At 70.0% G+C, this 19,112-nt stretch carries 18 protein-coding genes; 9 read left to right on the forward strand and 9 right to left on the reverse strand.

All coding sequences use genetic code 11. The features are described 5' to 3' along the window. Window position 1 precedes the first annotated feature (1 nt). A complete protein-coding gene (locus RAH40_RS00205; RefSeq protein ID WP_306600020.1) occupies window positions 2–1,303 on the reverse strand; it encodes a TolC family protein in 1,302 nt (433 codons plus the stop codon). Between the two features lie 12 nt (window positions 1,304–1,315). Beyond that, window positions 1,316–1,648 carry a helix-turn-helix transcriptional regulator gene (locus RAH40_RS00210; RefSeq protein WP_306600021.1) on the reverse strand — a complete coding sequence of 111 codons (333 nt, stop codon included), beginning with the start codon at window positions 1,646–1,648 and terminating at the stop codon, window positions 1,316–1,318. 123 nt (window positions 1,649–1,771) lie between these two features. Between RAH40_RS00210 and RAH40_RS00215 the strand changes: the two genes are divergently transcribed. From RAH40_RS00215 to RAH40_RS00230, 4 genes are all read left to right on the forward strand, one after another. Further along, complete coding sequence (locus tag RAH40_RS00215) at window positions 1,772–2,401, forward strand: TetR/AcrR family transcriptional regulator (protein ID WP_306600022.1); 630 nt, start codon at window positions 1,772–1,774, stop codon at window positions 2,399–2,401. A 67-nt stretch (window positions 2,402–2,468) separates the two neighbouring features. Then, window positions 2,469–3,533 carry an HlyD family secretion protein gene (locus tag RAH40_RS00220; RefSeq protein WP_306600023.1) on the forward strand — a complete coding sequence of 355 codons (1,065 nt, stop codon included), beginning with the start codon at window positions 2,469–2,471 and terminating at the stop codon, window positions 3,531–3,533. Beyond that, complete coding sequence (locus RAH40_RS00225; protein WP_306600024.1) at window positions 3,530–4,279, forward strand: ABC transporter ATP-binding protein; 750 nt, start codon at window positions 3,530–3,532, stop codon at window positions 4,277–4,279. Before RAH40_RS00220 ends, RAH40_RS00225 begins: the two co-directional genes overlap by 4 nt. Then, window positions 4,276–5,388 carry an ABC transporter permease gene (locus tag RAH40_RS00230; protein WP_306600025.1) on the forward strand — a complete coding sequence of 371 codons (1,113 nt, stop codon included), beginning with the start codon at window positions 4,276–4,278 and terminating at the stop codon, window positions 5,386–5,388. The genes RAH40_RS00225 and RAH40_RS00230 overlap by 4 nt, the downstream gene beginning before the upstream one ends. Window positions 5,389–5,391: 3 nt before the next feature. Here RAH40_RS00230 and RAH40_RS00235 read toward each other — a convergent pair whose 3' ends face one another. From RAH40_RS00235 to RAH40_RS00255, 5 genes are all read right to left on the reverse strand, one after another. Beyond that, on the reverse strand, window positions 5,392–5,838 hold the full coding sequence (locus RAH40_RS00235; RefSeq protein ID WP_306600026.1) for a helix-turn-helix domain-containing protein: 447 nt from the start codon (window positions 5,836–5,838) through the stop codon (window positions 5,392–5,394). Window positions 5,839–6,061: 223 nt separating this feature from the next. After that, window positions 6,062–7,555 carry a serine/threonine-protein kinase gene (locus RAH40_RS00240; protein WP_306600027.1) on the reverse strand — a complete coding sequence of 498 codons (1,494 nt, stop codon included), beginning with the start codon at window positions 7,553–7,555 and terminating at the stop codon, window positions 6,062–6,064. Next, window positions 7,556–8,968 (reverse strand): OmpP1/FadL family transporter, encoded by a 1,413-nt coding sequence (locus RAH40_RS00245; protein ID WP_306600028.1) that lies wholly within the window; start codon window positions 8,966–8,968, stop codon window positions 7,556–7,558. Window positions 8,969–9,027: 59 nt separating this feature from the next. Then, window positions 9,028–9,966, reverse strand: coding sequence for a DUF535 family protein (locus RAH40_RS00250; RefSeq protein ID WP_306600029.1), 939 nt, complete (start codon window positions 9,964–9,966; stop codon window positions 9,028–9,030). Window positions 9,967–10,016: 50 nt separating this feature from the next. Further along, entirely contained in the window at window positions 10,017–11,828 is a 1,812-nt protein-coding gene (locus RAH40_RS00255; RefSeq protein ID WP_306600030.1) for a carbon starvation protein A, read from the reverse strand. A 153-nt stretch (window positions 11,829–11,981) separates the two neighbouring features. Between RAH40_RS00255 and RAH40_RS00260 the strand changes: the two genes are divergently transcribed. The 5 genes from RAH40_RS00260 (at window position 11,982) to RAH40_RS00280 (ending at window position 16,501) form a co-directional block, all read left to right on the forward strand. Then, window positions 11,982–13,661, forward strand: coding sequence for a sensor histidine kinase (locus RAH40_RS00260; protein WP_306600032.1), 1,680 nt, complete (start codon window positions 11,982–11,984; stop codon window positions 13,659–13,661). Next, complete coding sequence (btsR, locus tag RAH40_RS00265; protein ID WP_306600033.1) at window positions 13,658–14,371, forward strand: two-component system response regulator BtsR; 714 nt, start codon at window positions 13,658–13,660, stop codon at window positions 14,369–14,371. The genes RAH40_RS00260 and btsR overlap by 4 nt, the downstream gene beginning before the upstream one ends. A 71-nt stretch (window positions 14,372–14,442) precedes the next feature. Next, on the forward strand, window positions 14,443–14,961 hold the full coding sequence (locus tag RAH40_RS00270; protein WP_306600034.1) for an Rrf2 family transcriptional regulator: 519 nt from the start codon (window positions 14,443–14,445) through the stop codon (window positions 14,959–14,961). 48 nt (window positions 14,962–15,009) lie between these two features. Continuing rightward, on the forward strand, window positions 15,010–15,384 hold the full coding sequence (locus RAH40_RS00275) for a pyridoxamine 5'-phosphate oxidase family protein (RefSeq protein ID WP_306600035.1): 375 nt from the start codon (window positions 15,010–15,012) through the stop codon (window positions 15,382–15,384). A 25-nt stretch (window positions 15,385–15,409) separates the two neighbouring features. After that, complete coding sequence (locus tag RAH40_RS00280) at window positions 15,410–16,501, forward strand: NADH:flavin oxidoreductase (protein WP_306600036.1); 1,092 nt, start codon at window positions 15,410–15,412, stop codon at window positions 16,499–16,501. Here the strand turns inward: RAH40_RS00280 and RAH40_RS00285 are convergent, their stop codons facing one another. Then, window positions 16,502–17,446, reverse strand: a complete 945-nt coding sequence (locus RAH40_RS00285; RefSeq protein WP_306600037.1) for a YeiH family protein — start codon at window positions 17,444–17,446, stop codon at window positions 16,502–16,504. It abuts the gene before it with no gap. 2 nt (window positions 17,447–17,448) lie between these two features. Next, the gene (locus tag RAH40_RS00290; RefSeq protein WP_306600038.1) at window positions 17,449–19,098 is read right to left on the reverse strand and encodes an FAD-dependent oxidoreductase; all 1,650 of its coding nucleotides are present in this window, start codon (window positions 19,096–19,098) and stop codon (window positions 17,449–17,451) included. Window positions 19,099–19,112 lie beyond the last annotated feature (14 nt).

The raw sequence follows: 19,112 nt of genomic DNA on the forward strand, positions 1-19,112 counted from the left end.
TCTACTCCGTGACGCCTTCAATGGGTTGTCCGAGGACCAGGGCGAGCTGGGCTCCGCCCAGGCGCCATTCCAGTTCACTGTTCAGGAGGAGGGTGCGGGCGCCGGAGAGCCCGGCCTCCGCGTCCAGCACCTCCACCAGGGGCACGAGCCCCTCGCGGTGCCGGGCGATGCGGATGGTCCTCGCGCTTTCCGAGGCCTCCACCGCCACCTTGGCGAAGGCGATCTTCGCCTGGGCCGTTTCCAGGAAGCGCCGGGCCTCGTCCGTTTCGCGCGAGGCCTGCTGCTCCTGCCACTTCAGGCCCAGCTCCGCGGCCCGGGCCTGGGCCCTGGCGGAAGACACCCGCTTCGTGTCGGAGAAGGAGAAGGTCCACTTCGCCCCCAGGGAGGCGGTGGTCCAGTTCCCCCCTTCGCCCACGGCGTAGCGGGCCGTGCCGGCCGCGAGGCTGAGGCCCACTTCGGGTTTCAGGCTGCCGCGGGCGGCGGCCACGCCTTCGCGGGCGGCCTGCCCCTGGAGCTTCAGGGCCTCCAGGTCGCCCCGGCGGCCGGGAGCCGCGGGCAGGGCCGGAAGGGGCGCGTCCACGGCGGTGGCCAGGGGGCCCGCGGCCTCCCCGCCCATGAGCAGGGCCAGGCCGGAGCGGGCCGAGGCCACCCGGTTGCGGGCCTCGGCGACGCCGGCCTCGCTCTGGGCGCGGAAGGCGCGGGTGCGGTCCCCTTCGGAACGGAGCATCAGGCCCTGGTCCACCCGGGCGGACACGAACCGTTCGGTCTCCTGGGCCTGCCTGAGGGTGTCCTCGGCGTAGCGCAGGCCCTGCTCGGCCACCTGGGCGCCGAAGTAGGCCTGGGCCACCGCGAAGGCCACCTGCTGGCGGCGGTGGGACTGGGAGGCCGCCTCGCTGCCTGCCATGGCGGCGCCGGCCCGGGCGGCCGCGTCCAGGCGCCCGCCGGCATAGAGGGGCTGGGTGACGGTCAGGGTGGCGCCAAAACCGGTGGCGGCGTCGGGGTGGTTGAGGCGGTCGGGGATGAAATCCGTTTGGGCGATGCGGGCCTGGTTGAGGTGCATGCCGAAGACCATCATGGGCTCGGTGGTGCGCGTGAGGCCCGCGCCGAGGCTGACGGTGGGGAGGTTGAGCGCGCGCAGGGCCTCGGCCTCCCCGCGGGCGCGGTCCACCAGGGCTTCGCCGGCCTGGAGGCCGGCCTGGCCCGTCCAGGCCTTGCGGATGGCGTCCTGGATGGTGAGGGGCTGCTGGGCGGTCGCCGCCAGGGCCACCAGGGACGGAACGAGCCGTTTCGCGAGTGCAAACATGGAACGGGACTCCTAGGAGATGGAGGAATAGGCGGCCTTGACGCGCGCGGCCACGTGGGCGCACATCAGGTCGCAGACGTCGGGAACGAGGGGGGAGACGGGAGTGAAGAGCACGAGGTTGCCGCTGGGCTCCCGGTTCACGAGCCCGACCCGGGCGAGGTGGATGAGGTGCTTGCTGGCGTTGGCCTGGGAAAGGCCCGCCGCCTCGGCCACCGCGCCCTGGGACATGGGCTGGCCGGCATCCACGAGGACCTTGAGGATCCGGAGCCGGGACTCGTCGCCCAGGGCGGCGAAGAGCCTGCTGACGTCGCTGATCATGGGCTGGGTGAGAGTCAACTGGTTCATCCTTTATCTATACAACCATAGAATAATAGAGTTCTGAACCCTGTCAACCCGGCATTGCAGAAAATTCAATCGGGCCCCTTGACCATAAATGAACGTTCGTTTACTTTTGATCCTGAGGTGACGATGCGACCCAGGGACCCGGGCAAGGCCGAGAAGATCCGCAGGATGGCGGTGGAGATGCTGGTCGTCGAAGGCATCGACGGCTTCTCGATGCAGAAGCTGGCCCGGGCCGCCGGCGTGTCCCCCGCGACCCTTTACATCCACTTCAAGGACCGGGAGGACCTGCTGTACCAGCTGTGGGTGGAGCAGAACCAGGCCCTGACGGACGCCTTCCTGGAGGACTTCGACCCCCTGGCCCCCTTCGAGGAGGGGCTCTGGATCCAGTGGCGGAACCGGATCCGGTTCTTCCGGGAGCACCAGCTCGCCTGGCGGTTCCTGGAGCAGGTGCGCCACTCCGCCCTCATGGCCACCTACGGCGAGCTGCCCAACATCCCGCTGTTCGAGGCGATGGGGACCTTCGTGACCACCGCCATCGCCCGCGGGGAGCTGTCCGACTTCGGCATGGGGGCCGCCGGGGAGGCGAACTTCCCCAAGGGGATCTTCTGGTCCCTGGCCTACGCTCCGCTTTATGAACTGTTGAGGCTTGAGGCCAAGGGGGAGGCCCGGGGACCCGGCCAGGGCCGCCCCCTGAAGCTGGATGACCCGACCCTCCGCCTGGTCTTCGACCGGGTTCTCCGGAGCCTGAGGCCCTAACCTTCACACCCAACGAATCGACCACCCGGCTTGCCGGCGGGCGGGAGCCTGCCTTGAGAGGAACACCATGAGTCTTTCCAGAACCACCCGGCGGATCCTGACCGCCTTCGCTGCCCTCCTGGCGGTGGGCGCGGGGGTTTCCATCCATTCGCGCGTGGCCCCGGCACCGCTCGTGCTGGCGGGCACCGTGGACGCCAACCAGATCCTCATCAGTTCCCAGACGGCCGGGAGGGTGGCGAAGCTGCTCGTCGAAGAAGGCCAGGACGTGAGGGCAGGGGACGTGATCGCCCTCCTGGACCCGGCGGAGCTGGCGGCCTCCCTGGGGTCCTTCCAGGCCCAGGCCAGCAGCCTGGAGAGCCAGGTGGACGCCGCCCGGGAGGCCGCGGCCAGCTCGGCGGGGGAGGCCCGGCACGGCCTGGCCGGCGCCCAGGCGGCTCTGGACATGGCGAAGGCGACCCTCGCAGAGGCGGCGGCCAATGGCCGGAAGCAGCAGGACCTGGCCCGGCGCATGCTCGTCCTGGCCCAGGCGGGCGCCGTCTCTGCCCAGGACCGGGACGACGCCCTCCGCGGCCAGGAGGCCGCGGAGGCGAGGGAGCAGGCTGCCCGCAACGGCGTCGCCCAGGCCGAGGCGGCGGTGCGCAGCGCCGAGGCCCGCACCCACCAGGGCGTCGCGGCCCGGGAGAACGTGCGGTCCGCCCTGGGCCAGCTGGCCTCGGCCCGGGCGCTGGCGGCCGGGGCTGAAACCCGCCTGGCCTACGCCCGCGTCCTGGCGCCCAGCGACGGGAGGATCGGCATCCTTGCCGTCCGGCAGGGAGAGATCCTGGCGGCCGGGGGGGCCATCGCGACGCTGGTGGATCTCCGGCAGACCTGGGTCCTGGCGGCGATTCCGGAAACCCGGGCGGGCGCCCTGAAGGCCGGGGACCGGCTGGAGGTGAGGATGCCCTCCGGGAGCCAGGTCACGGGGCGGATCCTGGTGAAGGCCGCGGAGGCGGACTTCGCCACCCAGCGCGACACGGGCTCCAGCCGGCGGGACATCCGGGCCGTCCGGCTCAAGCTGGGCATCGACAACCCGGGCAGCGTCTTCGTGCCCGGCATGTCCGCCGACGTGATCGTGCCGGGGAGGCCCCGATGACGGCCGTCCAGGTGGAGGACGTCGTCAAGCGCTACGGCGCCTTCGAGGCCGTCAAGGGCATCAGCTTCGAGGTGGGTTCCGGGGAGGTACTCGGCCTGCTGGGGCCCAACGGCGCGGGCAAGAGCACCCTGATCCGCATGATGACCACGCTCATTCCCCTCACCAGCGGGCGCGTGCGCATCAACGGGCACGACCTGGCCCGACGGCCCGATGACGTCCGCCGGAGCATCGGGGTCCTGCCCCAGGCCATGACGAGCGACCTGGACCTGACGGTGGAGGAGAACCTGATCGTCTACGCCCAGCTCTACGGCGTCGGCCGTGCGGACCGGGAACGCCGCATCGGGGACCTGCTCGAGGCGGTCGAGCTCACGGAGTGGCGCGGGGCCATGACCCGCGCCCTTTCGGGGGGCATGCGCCGGCGGCTGGAGATCGCCCGGGGCCTGATCCACGAGCCGAAGGTGTTCTTCATGGACGAGCCCACCACCGGACTGGACCCCGTGTCCCGGGTGCGGGTCTGGGAGCTCCTCCGGCGCATCAACGCGGAGCGGGGCATCACCCTCCTGATCACCACCCACTACATGGACGAGGCCGACTTCCTCTGCGGCCGGGTGGCCATCATCGACCAGGGCCGGCTCGCGGCCCTGGACACCCCGGCCAGCCTCAAGCGCAGCGTGGGCGACGGCGCCACGCTGGACGACGTCTTCGTGCGCTACGCCGGCCACGACCTGAAAGGAGCGCGGCCATGAACGGCATCGCCGCCATCGCCGGCCGGGAGTTGCGCAAGTTCTTCCACGCGCCCGTGCTCATCTTCGTGGTCGTGCTGGGCCCGCTGGTCCAGCTGCTCATCATGGGCAACGTCTTCGGCGGGCCCATCACGGGCACGCGGATCGGGGTCGTCGACCGCGACCACGGCCCCCACGCGCTCCGGTTCAGGGAGGCCCTGGCCGCCACGTCCAGCGGCACGGGGATGTTCACCACCCTGCCGTTCGCCGACGAGAAGGCGGCCCGGGAGGCCATCCAGGCGGGCAGCCTCAACGCGGCGGTCATCCTGCCCGCGGACCTGAGCCGGCGCGTCTTCAACGGCGACAACCCCCACGTGGGGATCCTGCTGGACAACTCGGACCAGGCCGTGAGCGCGGCCCTGTCGGGAAAGCTCGCCGGGATCACCGCCGCCCTGGCCGCCCCGCCGGCGCCCCTCCACGGGAGCGGGTCCCTGGCCCTGGAGAGCGTCGAGCTCTACCCCTACATCGCCTACATCAAGTACCTGTTCCCCGGGACCCTGACCCTGGCCATCTTCCTTTCGGTCCTGTTCGGCGGGGTCATGCTCTGGATGGAGGACAAGAACCGGGGGGTGCATGAGGGCTTCCTGGTCACGCCCATCACGCGGCTGGAGCTGGTCCTCGGGATGGTCCTGGCCGGTTCGGCCAAGGCCATGATCTGCGGCGGCCTCTTCGCGGCCCTGGGCTCCCTGCTGGCGGGGCTGGATCTCCTCCTGCACCCCGTCACGATCCTGGCCGTCCTGGCGCTCATGGCGGCCACGGCCTTCGCCTTCAACACCCTCTCCATCGCCATGTTCGCCCGGGTGGACGACGTGATGCTGCCCAAGGTGCTGGCCGGGCTCCTGAACACCCTGCTGTTCTTCTCCAGCGGGGCGGTCTACCCCGTCCAGGCCTTCCCCGGCTGGCTGCGGCTCCTGGCGCGGGTCAATCCGATGACCTACGCCGTCCACGGGTTCCGCTCCCTCATCGTCAGGGACGCCCCGGTCCTGGTCGCGCTGCCGGACTTCCTGATCCTCTGCGCGATCGGGTCGGTTGCGCTGGCCGCCGGAACCCTCCTGTTCCGGCGGTCCCTCTGACCTCTATTCGATGACGACCCACACCCGCCGGTTGGCCTTGACCCCCATGGCCAGGGTCATCATGGCTTCGGAAACGGGATCGCCCTTGGAGGAACCGTCCGCCAGGTCCACGACCATGACCATCTCCTTGCTGCCGATGGGCAGGCAGACGCTCCGGGGAAATTCGCGGTCCGTGGAGCCGGGCAGGGAAGGGGAATCGGGAATGTTGAACTCGTTGCCGCCTTCCAGGGCGTCCACGCTCGTGCGGAACAGGGAGGCCAGGGCGACGATGGCCGAACCGGAAGGCCGGATCTTGTCGCGTTCCCAGAAGGAGATGGAGGCCTGGTCCACGCGGAGGGCCTCGGCCATCTCCTGCTGGGACCACTTCCAGGTGCGGCGCACGGACTTGATGCGGTCGCCCAGGGTCGCGAGGGCGCCGTTGGAGTCGGAATCGAGGGTGGTGATGGCCATGGTGGAATCTCCTGGGGCTTGGAACCGGGAAGGCGAGGGAATCCCGGGCTCGCGTGAATACACAATAGGCGCAGGGACCAACCACCCGGGGGTGGCAGGATCTGCGCCTCCAACTTGCAGGTCTGTTACCTGAACGATGAGGAACTCCGCTCCGTAAGCGGAATTTTATTCGATGTATAATTTAACTCTGATCGGGCCCCGGTCAAGAGATTTGTTCGCAACTTCAAATTTTCGCCCCGGCCAGGGCATCCAGGATCTCGCAGACCTCGTCATCGCCTGGGCGTTCGTCAGGATTCTTCCGGGCCAGGCGGCGCACCAGGTCCACCAGGGGGCGGGGCGCGTCGGGGCGCAGGGCGGCCAGGTCCGGAAGTTCGGCGCTGCGGTGCTGGTCCAGGATCTCGAAGGGGGTCTCGCCCCGGAAGGGGGTCTGCCCGCTGATCAGTTCGAAAAGCAGGATGCCGAAGGAATACCGGTCCGCGGCCGGACCCACCTGGGTCTTGAGCTGGAGCTCCGGGGCGGCGTAGGAGGGGGTGCCCAGGAAGGCGTAGGTGGTGGTGAGGGTGGCCGAGTCCAGGATCCGCGCGATGCCGAAGTCCATCACCTTGACCTGGTCCCCCAGCATCAGGATGTTCCCGGGCTTCAGGTCCCGGTGGGTGACGCCCCGGCCGTGGGCGTGGGCCATGGCCGAGGCCACCTGCCGGGCCAGGTCCAGGACCTTGGCGAGCGGCAGCTGCCCGCGCTCCTTGAGGTAGACGTCCAGGCGCTGGCCCTCCACGTACTCCATGACCAGCCAGGGGGTGGTGTCCCGGGGGCCCTGGTCCAGGAGACGGACGATGTTGGGGTGGTCCAGGAGCGAGCCCAGGCGCGCCTCCTGCCGGAAACGTCCCAGGAACTCGGGATCGTCCTGGCGGAAGGGGTGGAGGAGCTTGAGGGCCACCGGGCGCTTGTCGCCCTCCTTGCGGGCCAGGTAGGTGGACGCGAACCCGCCCCGTCCCAGCAGCCGCTCGATGTGGTACGGGCCCACCTGCGCCGGCTGGCGGAAGGCCTCGTCAAGGGCCGGCCGCCTGCGTCGACCGGCGAGCCACAGGCCCAGCACCGCCGCGGCCAGCCCGCCCAGGAGCCAGGGATAGACGCCGTGGCGCTGGCGGATCTGGATCTCGGGGGCCCTGGGCGGCTCGGGAACGGGCCGGGCGGGAGGGGCTTGCACCGATGCCGGGGGGCGCTCCACGGGGCGCGGCTCCGCCGTCCTGGGAGGTTCAGGCGGGGGCGCGGGCTGAGGCGCGGCCACCGCCGGCGGCGGGGCCGGGGCGGGTTCGGCGGCCTTCACGGGCGCGGGGGCGGGTGCCGGGGGCGCGGACGGGGCCACCTCGGCGGGGCGGGGACGATGCACGCGCGCGGCCAGGGCCTGGCGCTCCTCCCTGGGTTCGCTTTCGCGTTCCGCCTGGGCCAGGGCCTGGTCGGCCGCATCCCACCGGCCCAGCTCGATGCAGCACCGGGCGATGCGCGTGTAGGGATAGAAGCCCTGGAGCACGTTGTTGCCGTAGATGATCACCTGCCGGGCGGACCGGGGATGAAGTTCGGCCGCCCGCTGATAGGCCGCCAGGGCCGCCTCGAAGTGCCGGGCGGCCTCGGCGTCCCGGCCGTCCTCCCAGGCCGCGTAGAACGTGGGCTGGGTCTGGAGCAGGACCAGGGCGGGCAGGACGAGGCAGGGGTGCACTCAGCCCCCCACGAACAGGTGGCGCAGGAAGTCCTGCACGGGGCGCCGTTCGAACTGGACGATGAAGCTGAAGTCCAGCCGGTGCTCGGTGATGTTCTCAGTGCCCAGGGACTTGGCGTGGCTGTTGGTGAGGAGCTGGTCGGCGTCCAGGAACTGGGAGGCCCGGCGCCTGCCCCATCCGTACCGGTAGGCCGCATCGAAGGTGAAGCGCCCCCGCTTGAGGCCGGACCCGGCGCTCACGCCCTGCATGACCCGCTGCTGCCCCGTGAGGCGGTCCGTGACGGGCTGGGGTTCACGGGAATAGCCGAAGCGCAGGGGGATGACGTTGCCCGAGGGGGCCAGGAGGATGCGCTCCACCCCCAGGTGGAACTGGGTGGCGTCCGGCGTCCGGTTCCCCTTGGACATGTCGAAGAAGTTGAGGCCGTTGAGGTTCTCCCGGCCGCTCATGTAGCGGGCCTCGGACCAGGGGGTCCGCACCAGGTCCAGGGCCACGAGCCAGCCGTCCGCGGGGCGGTAGGCCAGCCCCACCCCGGTGGTGGAGGGCCAGTGGAGGCCCGTGGTGTAGGGGGGGGCGGTGACCTGGGGCGTGGCGCTGGAGAGGTAGGAGGCGCTGTAGGTGTAGTCCGCGTGGAAGGACGTGCTGCGGTTGATCCCCAGGCTCCAGGTCTCCCAGCGCCACAGGAGGCCCAGGGTGACGTTCGAGCCTTCCATGTGGTTGCTCTGGGTGTAGTGCACGAAGCTGGTGGTGCCGGCCGACGCGCTGGTGCTGCTGGAGCCGAGGTTCCAGTCGCCCCGCCAGTAGTTCACGGAAAAGCCCAGGAGGATCCGCTGGGACACCTCGTAGGCCGTGGCGAAGGAGTAGAGGTCGATCTGCCCCGTCTGGTCGATGCTCTGGTGCAGCTGAACGGGGGCCGACCCGTCCTGGGGCCGTTCCTGCATGGCCCGGGAATTCCCTTCCCGCAGGGGGATCAGGCGCTGGATGGAGAGCTGGATGGCCAGGGTCCTCCCGTCCACCCGCAGCGGGAGGGTGCCCGACAGCAGGAGAGGGTCGAAACGGGTGCTGGAGACCAGGGAGTCGTCCACCACCAGGGTGCGCCTGCCGGAGAGGGTCTGGGCGTCCTGGAAGGCCCCGCGCCGGTTGAAGCCCTGGCCCACGAAGCTCATCTCGGGCTTCACCATCTGGGCCAGCCCGGCGGGATTGAAGGTCACCGCCGTGGCGTCGTCGGCCACCCCGATGAAGGCCCCGCCCAGGCCCAGGGCCCGGGCCCCCGCGCCCTGCACGCTGAAGGCGGTGCGGGACTGCTCGGAGAGGATGATCCCGATGGGCGCCAGGACCCCCTGGGCCCCCAACGCGCATCCCGCCAGTCCGAAAAGGACGGCCGCGCGGATGGGGGTCGAGGGCTTCGGGGTCACTTTATTCCTTGAGAACCTACCATGATGCCCTGTTTGGCCGGTTTTGCGGGCAGGGATCTTCAGGCTCCGAAGGGGGCCAGCTGGATCTTGATCTGGCGGCTCAGCTCGTCCATGAGGGCATAACGCTTCCGGTACATGGCGCGCTTGTTGGACGGGAAGTCCTCCTCAGCCCGCCGCGGGGTGCGCAGGGGAAGCTGGAACCACCCCTCTTCGGCCGCTTCTCCCTCCGCCTCCTTCCACAGCGCGTCGTAGTCGAAGCGGACGTCCTTGGAGGCGTGCAGGATCCGCAACGGGTTGGCGCGGTACACCTGGATCCGGTTGCCCACCCCCAGCAGCCGCCCCACCCGCAGCGCGCGGGCCATCTCCTGGGCCAGGAACACCATGAGGAACTTGGGCCGGAGGCCGTGCATGGCCTTGGTGGCCACCTTCACGACGTCCTCCCCGCCGCCCAGGCGCCCCTGGATGGCGCCCACGTAGGCCACCCAGCGGCTGCCCGCCAGGTGCTCCAGGGAGAGGGCCATGCCCATCACCGGCCCCTCAAAGGCCGACAGCTCCAGGAACAGGCACAGCTCGCCCTCCTTGCGGAACTTGGGATCGAAACCCAGGCGGAACCGCGCCTCCAGCCCCTTGCCCAGGTCCACGGCCGCCAGGATCCGCCCTTCCGGCCGGAGCATGGCGTCCCGCAGGACGCCCTTCATGGAGTTGATGAATTCATAGGTCTCCAGGACCACCTTGGTGCGGCGCTCCCAGGACCAGGCCTTGGACATGTAGGTGTTCATGGGCCGGAAGGCCAGGCGCGGGTTGGCGTGCACGAAGGGTGCCATGCCAGGGGTCGCCAGGAACTCGAACCAGGGCCGGGTGACCGCCTGGCGCACCGCCGCCGTCACCGCCCACCGCAGGTTCCGCTTGAACTTCCGCCGGTTGGCCTTGTACATCTCGTGGCTGAGGGACCAGGCCCTGCGGCTGACCTTCCAGGTGCTCGTGAGTTGCGGTTCCATGGGAGACCCAGGATACACCAGGGGGCCCTTCCGGGCCCCCTGGCTTCACGCTATTCCTCGGTCTCCGCCAGCACCAGCACGCCGTGCCGGTCCTTGATGAAGTCCTTGACGTTCAGGAGCTGGAACCACTTGATGAAGGCCTCCACGAACACGATGGCCATGAGGACCATCAGCACGACGGAGAACACCACCAGGAGCCAGAGGCCCTTGGGCAGGTAGTTGTAGAGGATGTTCTGGACGCCGGCCATGAAGGTGACCGGGACCATGAACAGGCCGGGAACGGCGGTGGTCCAGGCGTAGCGGGCCTTGCCGTGGCGGATGAGCATGGTCGTGCCGACGATCAGGGCGCAGGTGGCCAGGAGCTGGTTGGCCATGCCGAACAGGGGCCAGATGGTGGAGATGTCGCCGGTGTAGACCAGGTAGCCCCAGGCGGTGGTGAAGAGCAGGCTGGTGACGATGATGCCGGGCATCCACTTCTTCTCGTCGAACTTCGGCCAGACCTTGCCCAGCATCTCCTGCAGCATGTAGCGGCCCACGCGGGTGCCGGTGTCCACGGCGGTGAGGATGAAGACCGCCTCGAACATGATGGCGAAGTGGTACCAGTAGGCGGCCAGGTGCTTCATGAAGGGGATGGAGGAGAAGATGTAGGACATGCCCACCGCCAGGGAGACGGCGCCGCCGGGGCGGCCCTGGAGCTGTTCGCCCACCGCCTGGCTCAGGGCCGGCAGGTGGACGGGAGTCATGTGGAGGGCCGCATAGGCCTTGGGCACCGCGTTGATGGCGAAGTAGTCGGAGGGCATCAGGACGCTGGCGGCGATCAGGGCCATGATGGCCACCACGCCTTCCACGAGCATCGCGCCGTAGCCCACGAACAGGATGTCCTTCTCGCTGGCGATCATCTTGGGGGTGGTGCCGGTGCCGATGATGGCGTGGAAGCCGCTCAGGGCGCCGCAGGCGATGGTGATGAAGATGAAGGGGTAGACGGTGCCGGGGATGATGGGGCCGCCGCCGTGGATGTACTGGGTGACGGGGGCGTTGACCAGGTTCGGGTGGACCCAGGCGATGCCGCCCACGAGCATGATGATCACGCCCAGCTTCAGGTAGGTGGACAGGTAGTCCCGGGGGCAGAGCAGGAGCCACACGGGCAGGGCCGAGGCGATGAAGCCGTAGGCGGGGATGATGATGCCCAGCTGGTTCTTGGTGAGGGTCAGCCAGCGCGCCAGGGTGGGATTGGCGGCCACGTAGGGGCCGGCCAGGAGGGTGAGGAACAGGGCCACGACGCCGATGATGCTGGCGCCGAGCACGTCGCCCTTGCGCAGGATGTACATGTGCACGCCCATGTAGAGGGCGATGGGCATGGTCATCAGCACCGTGAAGGTGCCCCAGGGGCTGTTGAACAGGGCGTTGACCACCCCGATGGAGAGGCCGGCCAGGGTCAGGATGAGGATGAAGAGGATGGCGAAGCCCGCCACGGTGCCGGCGCGCCGGCCGATCTCGTTCTCGGCGATGTGGGCCAGGCTCTTGCCCTTGTAGCGCACGGAGGCGAACAGCACGACCATGTCGTGCACGGCGCCGCCCAGCACGCAGCCGATGATGATCCACAGGGTGCCCGGCAGCCAGCCGAACTGGGCCGCGAGGACGGGGCCGAGCAGCGGCCCGGCGGCCGCGATGGCCGCGAAGTGGTGCCCGAAGAGGACGAACTTGTTCGTCTTGTGGTAGTCGTGCCCGTCGGCCAGGGCGATGGCGGGCGGGACGCGGTCGGCGTCCACGTTCAGGACCTTGGTGGCCAGGAAGATCCCGTAATACCGGTACGCCAGTGCGAAGATGCACAGCGTAACGAACACGAGGGTCAGGGCATTCATATCGGCTCCTCCTTATGGGAATGGAATTGAAGACGGATGAGTCCATAATGGAGGCCTCCCCGGCCCGGGGACCCGCCAAGGGTCCCAGGCGACAAATCGAGGCGGTATCCGGTCGTTTTTCCGCCCTGACCGACAATCCTGCGGAGCCTGCCCGTGCTCAAGCTGCTGTTCCCCCTCATCCAGGTGGTGTCGTTCTTCCTCCTGGTGGCCTACGTCTACTGCAAGTCCCCCGCCTACCGCCTCCGGAAGGCCGAGCCCCTGGGCTTCGGCCAGAAGGCGGCCCTGTTCGTGTTCTTCACGCTGATCTCGGTGGGCGGCACCTACATGGGGGTCAAGGTCCACGGCGCCATCGCCAACGCCCGGGCCATCGGTCCCGTGCTGGCCGGGCTCATCGGCGGGCCCTTCCTGGGCACCGCGGTGGGGCTGCTCAGCGGCCTGCACCGCTTCACCTTCGGCGGCTTCACGGCCGTGGCCTGCGGGGTCTCCACCACCATGGAAGGCCTCATCGGGGGCCTCGTGGGCCTCTACTGCGCCCGGTCCGCCTTCCAGGACCGGGCCCTGAGCCCGGTCACCGCCGGGCTCACCATGCTGGTGGCCGAGGTCCTGCAGATGGTCGTCATCCTGGTCCTGGCCCGCCCCTTCGCGGAGGCCTGGGCCCTGGTGAAGGTCATCGGCCTCCCCATGATCCTGGCCAACTCCTGCGGGGCGGCGCTTTTCATGAGCATCCTGCGGGACCGCCGGGACATCTACGACCTGGCCGGCAACGCCTCCACCCGGCGCACCCTGCGCATCGCCGAACGCACCCTGGACCTTCTGGCCAAGGGCTTCAGCCCGGAGGTGGCCCCGCGCCTGGCCACCATCATCCAGGAGGAGACCGGCGTGGGGTCCGTGGCCATCACGGACCGCGAGAGCGTCCTGGCCTTCACCGGCCCGGGTTCCGACCACCACCGCCCCGGCACGCCCATCATGTCCGACTCCACCCGCAAGGCCATCGCCAACGGCGAGGTGGTCTTCCTGGACGGGGTGCGGGATCCCTACCACTGCAGCATCCAGGAGGACTGCCCCCTGGGGTCGGTGCTGGTGGTGCCGCTCCTGGTGGGGCGCGACGTCATCGGCACCATCAAGCTCTACGAGAAGGCCCACAAGCGCTTCCTCACCATCAACCGCACCCTGGGCGAGGGTCTCGCCAACCTCCTGGCCAGCCAGCTGGTGCGCGCCCACTACCAGGAGCAGAAGGAGCTGCTGGTGCTCGCCGAGCTCAAGCTCGCCCACGCCCAGATCAACCCGCACTTCCTCTTCAACTCCCTGGCCGCGATCCAGGCCATCATGCGCCGGGACGCCCCGCGGGCCCGGGCCCTCCTGGACCACCTGGCGGACTTCTTCCGCATGAACCTCAAGCGCAACTCGGGCCTCTCCACCCTCCAGGAGGAGCTGGCCCACGTCAACGCCTACCTGGAGATCGAGAAGGCCCGCTACGAGGACCAGCTCACCGTGGAGGTCGACGTGGACCCGGCGCTGCTCCACGTGAAGCTCCCCACCTTCACCCTCCAGCCCCTGGTGGAGAACGCCATCAAGCACGGCATCGCCGAGATGCTCGAGCCCGGCACCGTGCGCATCCACGCCTACGCGGACGGCGCCTGCGTGCGAATCGACGTGGAGGACGACGGGGGCAACTTCGCCGCCGCCGGCCCCGGGGGCGGCCTGGGCATGAGCATCGTGGACAGGCGGGTCCGAACCCTGGTGCGGGGCTGCAAGGGGCTCACCGTCCACTGCGATCCCGACCGGCTCACCCGCGTCTCCATCGCCGTCCCCGCCGAGACGGGTGCCGCATGATGCGCGCCGTGGTGGTGGACAACGAGCAGAACGCCCGCGAGGAGCTTGAGGCCCTGCTGGGGGAGGTGCCCGAGATCGCCGTGGTGGGGGCCTGCCCCAATGCCATCCAGGCCCTGCGCACAATCCGGGCCACGCGCCCCGACGTGCTCTTCGTGGACATCCACATGCCCAAGGTGGACGGCTTCCAGCTGGTGTCCATGATCGAGCCCGAGCTCATGCCCTGCGTGGTCTTCGTGACCGCCCACGACGAGTACGCCCTCAAGGCCTTCGAGGAGAACGCCGTGGACTACCTCCTCAAGCCCGTGCAGGCCGAGCGCCTCGCCCGCACCGTGGAGAAGGTCCGCCGCTACCTGGGCGAGGGCCGCAAGCCGGTCTTCCAGAGCCCGGCCATCGAGCGCATCCCCTGCGTGTGCGCCCAGGGCACGAAGCTCGTGGCCGCCGGGGAGGTGGAATTCGTGCGCTCCAGCGAGACCGGGGTGCACCTGGTGACGGCCAGGGCCGAGTACCTGACCGAACTCACCCTCAGCCTCCTGGAGGCCAAGGTCCCCCGCATGGCCCGGGTCCACAAGCAGTTCCTGGTGAACCTGGACCACGTGGACGTCGTGGGGAAGGGGGACCCGGCCTCGGTGGTGCTGAGGACGAGGTCCGGCCAGCAGGTGCCGGTGACGCGGCGCTACCTTGCGGAACTGAAGGAACGCCTCGGAATCTGAAACATGTTCTGTGGAAATGGGTTGACGGGGGGTGCGGCGTTGTCGGAAACTACTCCTCGTGAGGTGTTAGTTTGAGTTCGTCCCTTTATGGCGCCGGCGCCGAGTATGCCCTGCACTCGCTGCTCATCCTGGCCACCCGGCCGGAGCCGGCCTCGGTGAAGGACCTCGCCACCTTCCAGAAGGTCCCTGAGCGTTTCCTGGCCAAGCTCTTCACCCGGCTCAGGAAGGCCGGCCTGGTGGCGGCCCGCGAAGGCATCGCGGGGGGCTTCACCCTGACCCGGCCCGCGGACCGGATCTCCGTCATGGAGGTCCTCGCGGCCGTGGACCCGGACCGCAAGCTGTTCGCCTGCGCCGAGATCCGCGCCAACTGCGCCCTGTTCGGCGCCACGGCCCCCGAGTGGGCCACGGCCGGGACCTGCCGCATCCACGCGGTGATGCTGAAGGCCGAGCAGGTCCTCCAGGACCACCTGGCATCCAGGACCCTGGCGGACCTGATTTGCGAATTCGAAAAGAAGGCTCCCGACGAATTCCTCGCGGGCACCGGCACCTGGTTCCAGTCCCGCAAGCAGGCCCGGACCCAAACAACCTAGCCAGCCCTCAGGACTGGACGATCAACCCCCCCCACTCAGGAGGCCGACATGGTCATGCCCGAAAAACTGCTGGAAGTGCTCACGAAGGACGGCGTCGTCGCCATCGCCACCCTGGGCCAGGACGGCCCCCACATGGTCAATACGTGGAACAGCTACGTCCGCGCCACCGAGGACGGGCGCCTGCTCATCCCCGCCGGCTACATGACCCGCACCGAGGCCAACGTCGCCTTCAACGACCAGGTGCTGGTGACCCTGGGCTCCTCCAAGGTCCCCGGCCAGCACGGCCCGGGCACCGGGTTCCTCATCAAGGGCCGGGCGGCGTTCATCGCCTCCGGTCCCGACTTCGACGTCATGAAGGCCAAGTTCAGCTGGGCCCGGGCTGCGCTGGCAGTAACTCCGGAAGCCGTCACCCAGACGCTCTAGAATGAAAGGCCAAGGAGACGCCGCCATGTCCGCCAGCGCCCTGTTCCGCCCCTTCGAAGTGAAGTCCCTGAAGCTGAAGAACCGCATCGTCATGGCCCCCATGACCCGGTCCTTCTCGCCGGGGGGCGTGGTCACGGAGGAGGTGGCGGCCTACTACGCGCGCCGCGCCTCCGTGGGCCTCATCGTCTCGGAGGGCACCGGCGTCGCCCGGAGCGCCTCCCTCAACGACCCGAACGCCCCCCGCTTCCACGGCGAGGCGGAGCTGGCGGGGTGGAAGCGGGTCATCGACGCGGTGCATGCCGAAGGCGGCGTCATGGCGCCCCAGCTCTGGCACGTGGGCGCCGTCTCCGGCGCCAAGGGCGCGCGCGGCCCGGGCCGCATCGACAGCCCCTCGGGCCTCATGGCCCCCGGCCGCGAGGCCGGGGAGCCCATGCGCGACGAGGACATCGCCGCCACCATCGCCGCCTTCGCCAGCGCGGCGGCCGACGCCAGGCGCCTGGGGTTCGACGCGGTGGAGCTGCACGGCGCCCACGGCTACCTCATCGACGAGTTCTTCTGGGAGGCCACCAACCGCCGCACCGACCGCTACGGCGGCGCGACCCTGCCCGAGCGCTCCCGCTTCGCCGCCGAGATCGTCCGGGCCGTGCGAAAGGCCGTGGGCGAGGACTTCACGGTCATCCTCCGCCTGTCCCAGTGGAAGGGCCAGGACTACACCGCCCGCATGGCCAGCACCCCCGCGGAGCTGGAAGGCTGGCTGGCCCCGCTGGTGGACGCCGGCGCCGACATCCTGCACTGCTCCCAGCGCCGCTTCTGGGAGCCCGAGTTCGAAGGCTCGGACCTGAACTTCGCCGGCTGGGCGAAAAAGCTCACGGGCCGGCCCACCATCACCGTCGGCTCCGTGGGCCTTTCGGGCGAGTTCCTGGCGGCCTTCAAGGGCCAGAGCTCCGAGCCGGCCTCCATCGGGACCCTCCTGGAGCGCCTGGAGCGGGACGAGTTCGACCTGGTGGGCGTGGGGCGGGCGCTGATCGTCGATCCCGACTGGGCGAGGAAAGTGATGGAGGGGCGCTATTCCGAACTGAGCCCCTTCCACCGGGAGGCACTGGCCTCGCTGGTCTAGCTATTTCAGGATCCCGGCAAGCACCGCCCCCAGGCTCGCCGAGCCGATGATCACCCACAGCAGCAGCCCGTGCAGGAAGGGCCTCACCCCCACCTTGCGCAGGGTCGCGGGCGTGAGTCCGGCCCCGATGAGGAAGAGCGTGAGGACCAGGCCCTGCTTGGCGCCCCTGGCCACCCACTGGGCGGGGACGTGGAGGATGGGCACATAGGTGGCCAGGGCGGCCGCGATGAGGAAGCCGAGGATGAACCAGGGGCGCTTGCCCTTGGCCGCGCCGGGCTCCCGCTTCGTGGCCAGGCCGATGCCGAAGGCCACCGGGACGATCCACAGGGCCCGGGCCAGCTTCACGGTGACGGCGATCTGCAGGGCCTGCCGCCCGTAGGACAGGGCGGCGCCCACCACCGAGCTGGTGTCGTGGATGGCCAGGGCCGCCCAGAGGCCGAAGCCCTCCTGGGAGAGGCGGAAGGCGTGGCCCACGAAGGGAAAGATCACCAGGGCCGCCGCGTTGAGCAGGAAGACCGTGCCCAGGGCCACGGAGGTCTCGTGCTCCTCGGCGTTGATGACGGGGGCCACCGCCGCGATGGCGCTGCCGCCGCAGATGGCGGTGCCCACGCTCACCAGGAGGCCGGTGTTGCCCGCCACGCCCATGCGCCGGGCCAGCCAGAGCCCCAGGGCCAGGGTGAGGGAGATGCTCACCACCGTGTAGCCCAGGCCGTGGATGCCGGCCTGGATGACGACCCGCAGGTCCATGCCGGCCCCCAGGCCGATGACGGACCACGGCAGGAGCCGTCCCGTCCACCGCTTGAAGAGGGCCTGGTAGGGGTTGCCCAGGCCCACGGCCAGGATGACGCCGCCCAGGAGGGCCGTGGCGGCCCCGCACCAGGGCAGGAGGGTCAGGGCGGCGGCCAGGGGCCAGACGATTCTGGGGAGGAGCCGGGTGTCCTCCACGGTCAGGCCTGGCCCGCGAACATCTTGTAGCGCCTGTAGCCGCCGGAGAGGTTGCGCACCTTGTAGCCCAGCTGCGACAGGATCCGCCCGGCGAGGTAGCCCCGCAGGCCCACCTGGCAGAAGACCAGGTGCTCCTTGCCCTTGTCCAGGTCGTCCAGGCGGTCCCTCAATTCGTCCACGGGGGCCAGGACGGCCCCGGGGATGGTGCCGGCCTGGAACTCCTGGAGGGTGCGCACGTCCAGCAGCACCTGGTCCCCGCGCAGCGTTTCCAGCTCCTCGGGCTCCCAGAGCGCGGTGTCCCCGCGCAGGACGTTGGCGGCCACGAACCCGGCCATGTTCACCGGGTCCTTGGCGCTGCCGTAGGGCGGGGCGTAGCAGAGCTCGGAATCCTCCAGATCGTAGACCGTCAGCCCCCCGCGCATGGCGGTGGCGATGACGTCGATGCGCTTGTCGACGCCCGCGGCCCCCACGGCCTGGGCGCCCAGGATGTGGCCCTCGGCGTCGAACAGGAGCTTGAGGGACATGCTCTGCGCGCCGGGGTAGTAGGTGGCGTGGTCGGCGGGGTGGATGTAGACCTTGTGGTGGGCCACGCCCTTGCGCCGGAGCACCTTCTCGGACTGGCCCGTGATGGCGAAAGCCAGGCCGAAGACCTTGCAGATGGCCGTGCCCTGGGTGCCCTTGTAGACGCTGGGCCGCCCGAGGATGTTGTCGGCGGCGATGCGGCCCTGGCGGTTGGCGGGGCCGGCCAGGGGGATGAGGGCGGGCCCGTCCAGGACGGTGTCCTTCACCTCCACGGCGTCGCCCACGGCCCAGATGGCGGGGTCGCTGGTTCGCATGTATTCGTCCACCAGGATCCCCCCGGTGGAGCCCAGGGCCAGCCCGGCGGCGCGGGCCAGGGCGGTCTCCGGGCGCACGCCGATGGCCAGCACGGCCAGCCCGCAGGCCACCTCGGAACCGTCGGAGAGCTTCGCCACCAGGCCGTCCGGGCCCGGCTCGAAGCCTTCCACCGACGTGCCCAGGCGCAGGTCCACGCCGTTGCGCCGGATTTCCCCGTGCAAAGGCGTGACCATGTCGGCGTCAGCGATGGCCATGACCTGGTCCAGCCTCTCCACCAGGACCACGTCCAGGCCCCGCTCCCGGAACGCCTCGGCCATCTCCAGGCCGATGTACCCCGCGCCCACCACCAGGGCCCGGGTGGCGCCCGACATGGCGGCCAGGATGCGGTCCATGTCGTCCAGGTTGCGAAGGGAGAGGATCCGCGGGTCCCCGATGCCCGGCAGGGGCGGCCGGATCGGCTCGGCGCCGGGGCTCAGGACCAGGGCGTCGTAGGGCTGCTCCCGCACCTTGCCGGTCTTCAGGTTGCGCACGGTCACCGTGCGGGCCCCGGGGTCGATGGACTGGACCTCGGTGTCCACCCGCACGTCCAGGTTGAACCGGGCCATGAGGCTCTGGGGTGTCTGGACCAGGAGTTTGCCCCGCTCGGGGATGACCCCGCCGATGTGGTAGGGCAGGCCGCAGTTGGCGAAGGAGACGTGGGGCCCCCGCTCGAAGAGGACGATGTCCGCTCCCTCGGACAGCCGGCGTGCCCGGACGGCCGCCGAGGCGCCTCCCGCGACTCCACCAACGATGACGATGCGCTTGGGCTGGTCCATGGTTTCCTCGCCTT

Origin of the sequence: Geothrix sp. 21YS21S-2, from assembly GCF_030846775.1 — a bacterium.
Lineage (GTDB): Bacteria > Acidobacteriota > Holophagae > Holophagales > Holophagaceae > Mesoterricola.

Bases quoted from the DNA above. Each gene is read 5' to 3' on its own strand.
- RAH40_RS00205 (WP_306600020.1), bottom strand. From the start codon at position 1,303: ATGTTTGCACTCGCGAAACGGCTCGTTCCGTCCCTGGTGGCCCTGGCG.
- RAH40_RS00210 (WP_306600021.1), bottom strand. From the start codon at position 1,648: ATGAACCAGTTGACTCTCACCCAGCCCATGATCAGCGACGTCAGCAGG.
- RAH40_RS00215 (WP_306600022.1), top strand. From the start codon at position 1,772: ATGCGACCCAGGGACCCGGGCAAGGCCGAGAAGATCCGCAGGATGGCG.
- RAH40_RS00220 (WP_306600023.1), top strand. From the start codon at position 2,469: ATGAGTCTTTCCAGAACCACCCGGCGGATCCTGACCGCCTTCGCTGCC.
- RAH40_RS00225 (WP_306600024.1), top strand. From the start codon at position 3,530: ATGACGGCCGTCCAGGTGGAGGACGTCGTCAAGCGCTACGGCGCCTTC.
- RAH40_RS00230 (WP_306600025.1), top strand. From the start codon at position 4,276: ATGAACGGCATCGCCGCCATCGCCGGCCGGGAGTTGCGCAAGTTCTTC.
- RAH40_RS00235 (WP_306600026.1), bottom strand. From the start codon at position 5,838: ATGGCCATCACCACCCTCGATTCCGACTCCAACGGCGCCCTCGCGACC.
- RAH40_RS00250 (WP_306600029.1), bottom strand. From the start codon at position 9,966: ATGGAACCGCAACTCACGAGCACCTGGAAGGTCAGCCGCAGGGCCTGG.
- RAH40_RS00255 (WP_306600030.1), bottom strand. From the start codon at position 11,828: ATGAATGCCCTGACCCTCGTGTTCGTTACGCTGTGCATCTTCGCACTG.
- btsR (WP_306600033.1), top strand. From the start codon at position 13,658: ATGATGCGCGCCGTGGTGGTGGACAACGAGCAGAACGCCCGCGAGGAG.
- RAH40_RS00275 (WP_306600035.1), top strand. From the start codon at position 15,010: ATGGTCATGCCCGAAAAACTGCTGGAAGTGCTCACGAAGGACGGCGTC.
- RAH40_RS00280 (WP_306600036.1), top strand. From the start codon at position 15,410: ATGTCCGCCAGCGCCCTGTTCCGCCCCTTCGAAGTGAAGTCCCTGAAG.
- RAH40_RS00290 (WP_306600038.1), bottom strand. From the start codon at position 19,098: ATGGACCAGCCCAAGCGCATCGTCATCGTTGGTGGAGTCGCGGGAGGC.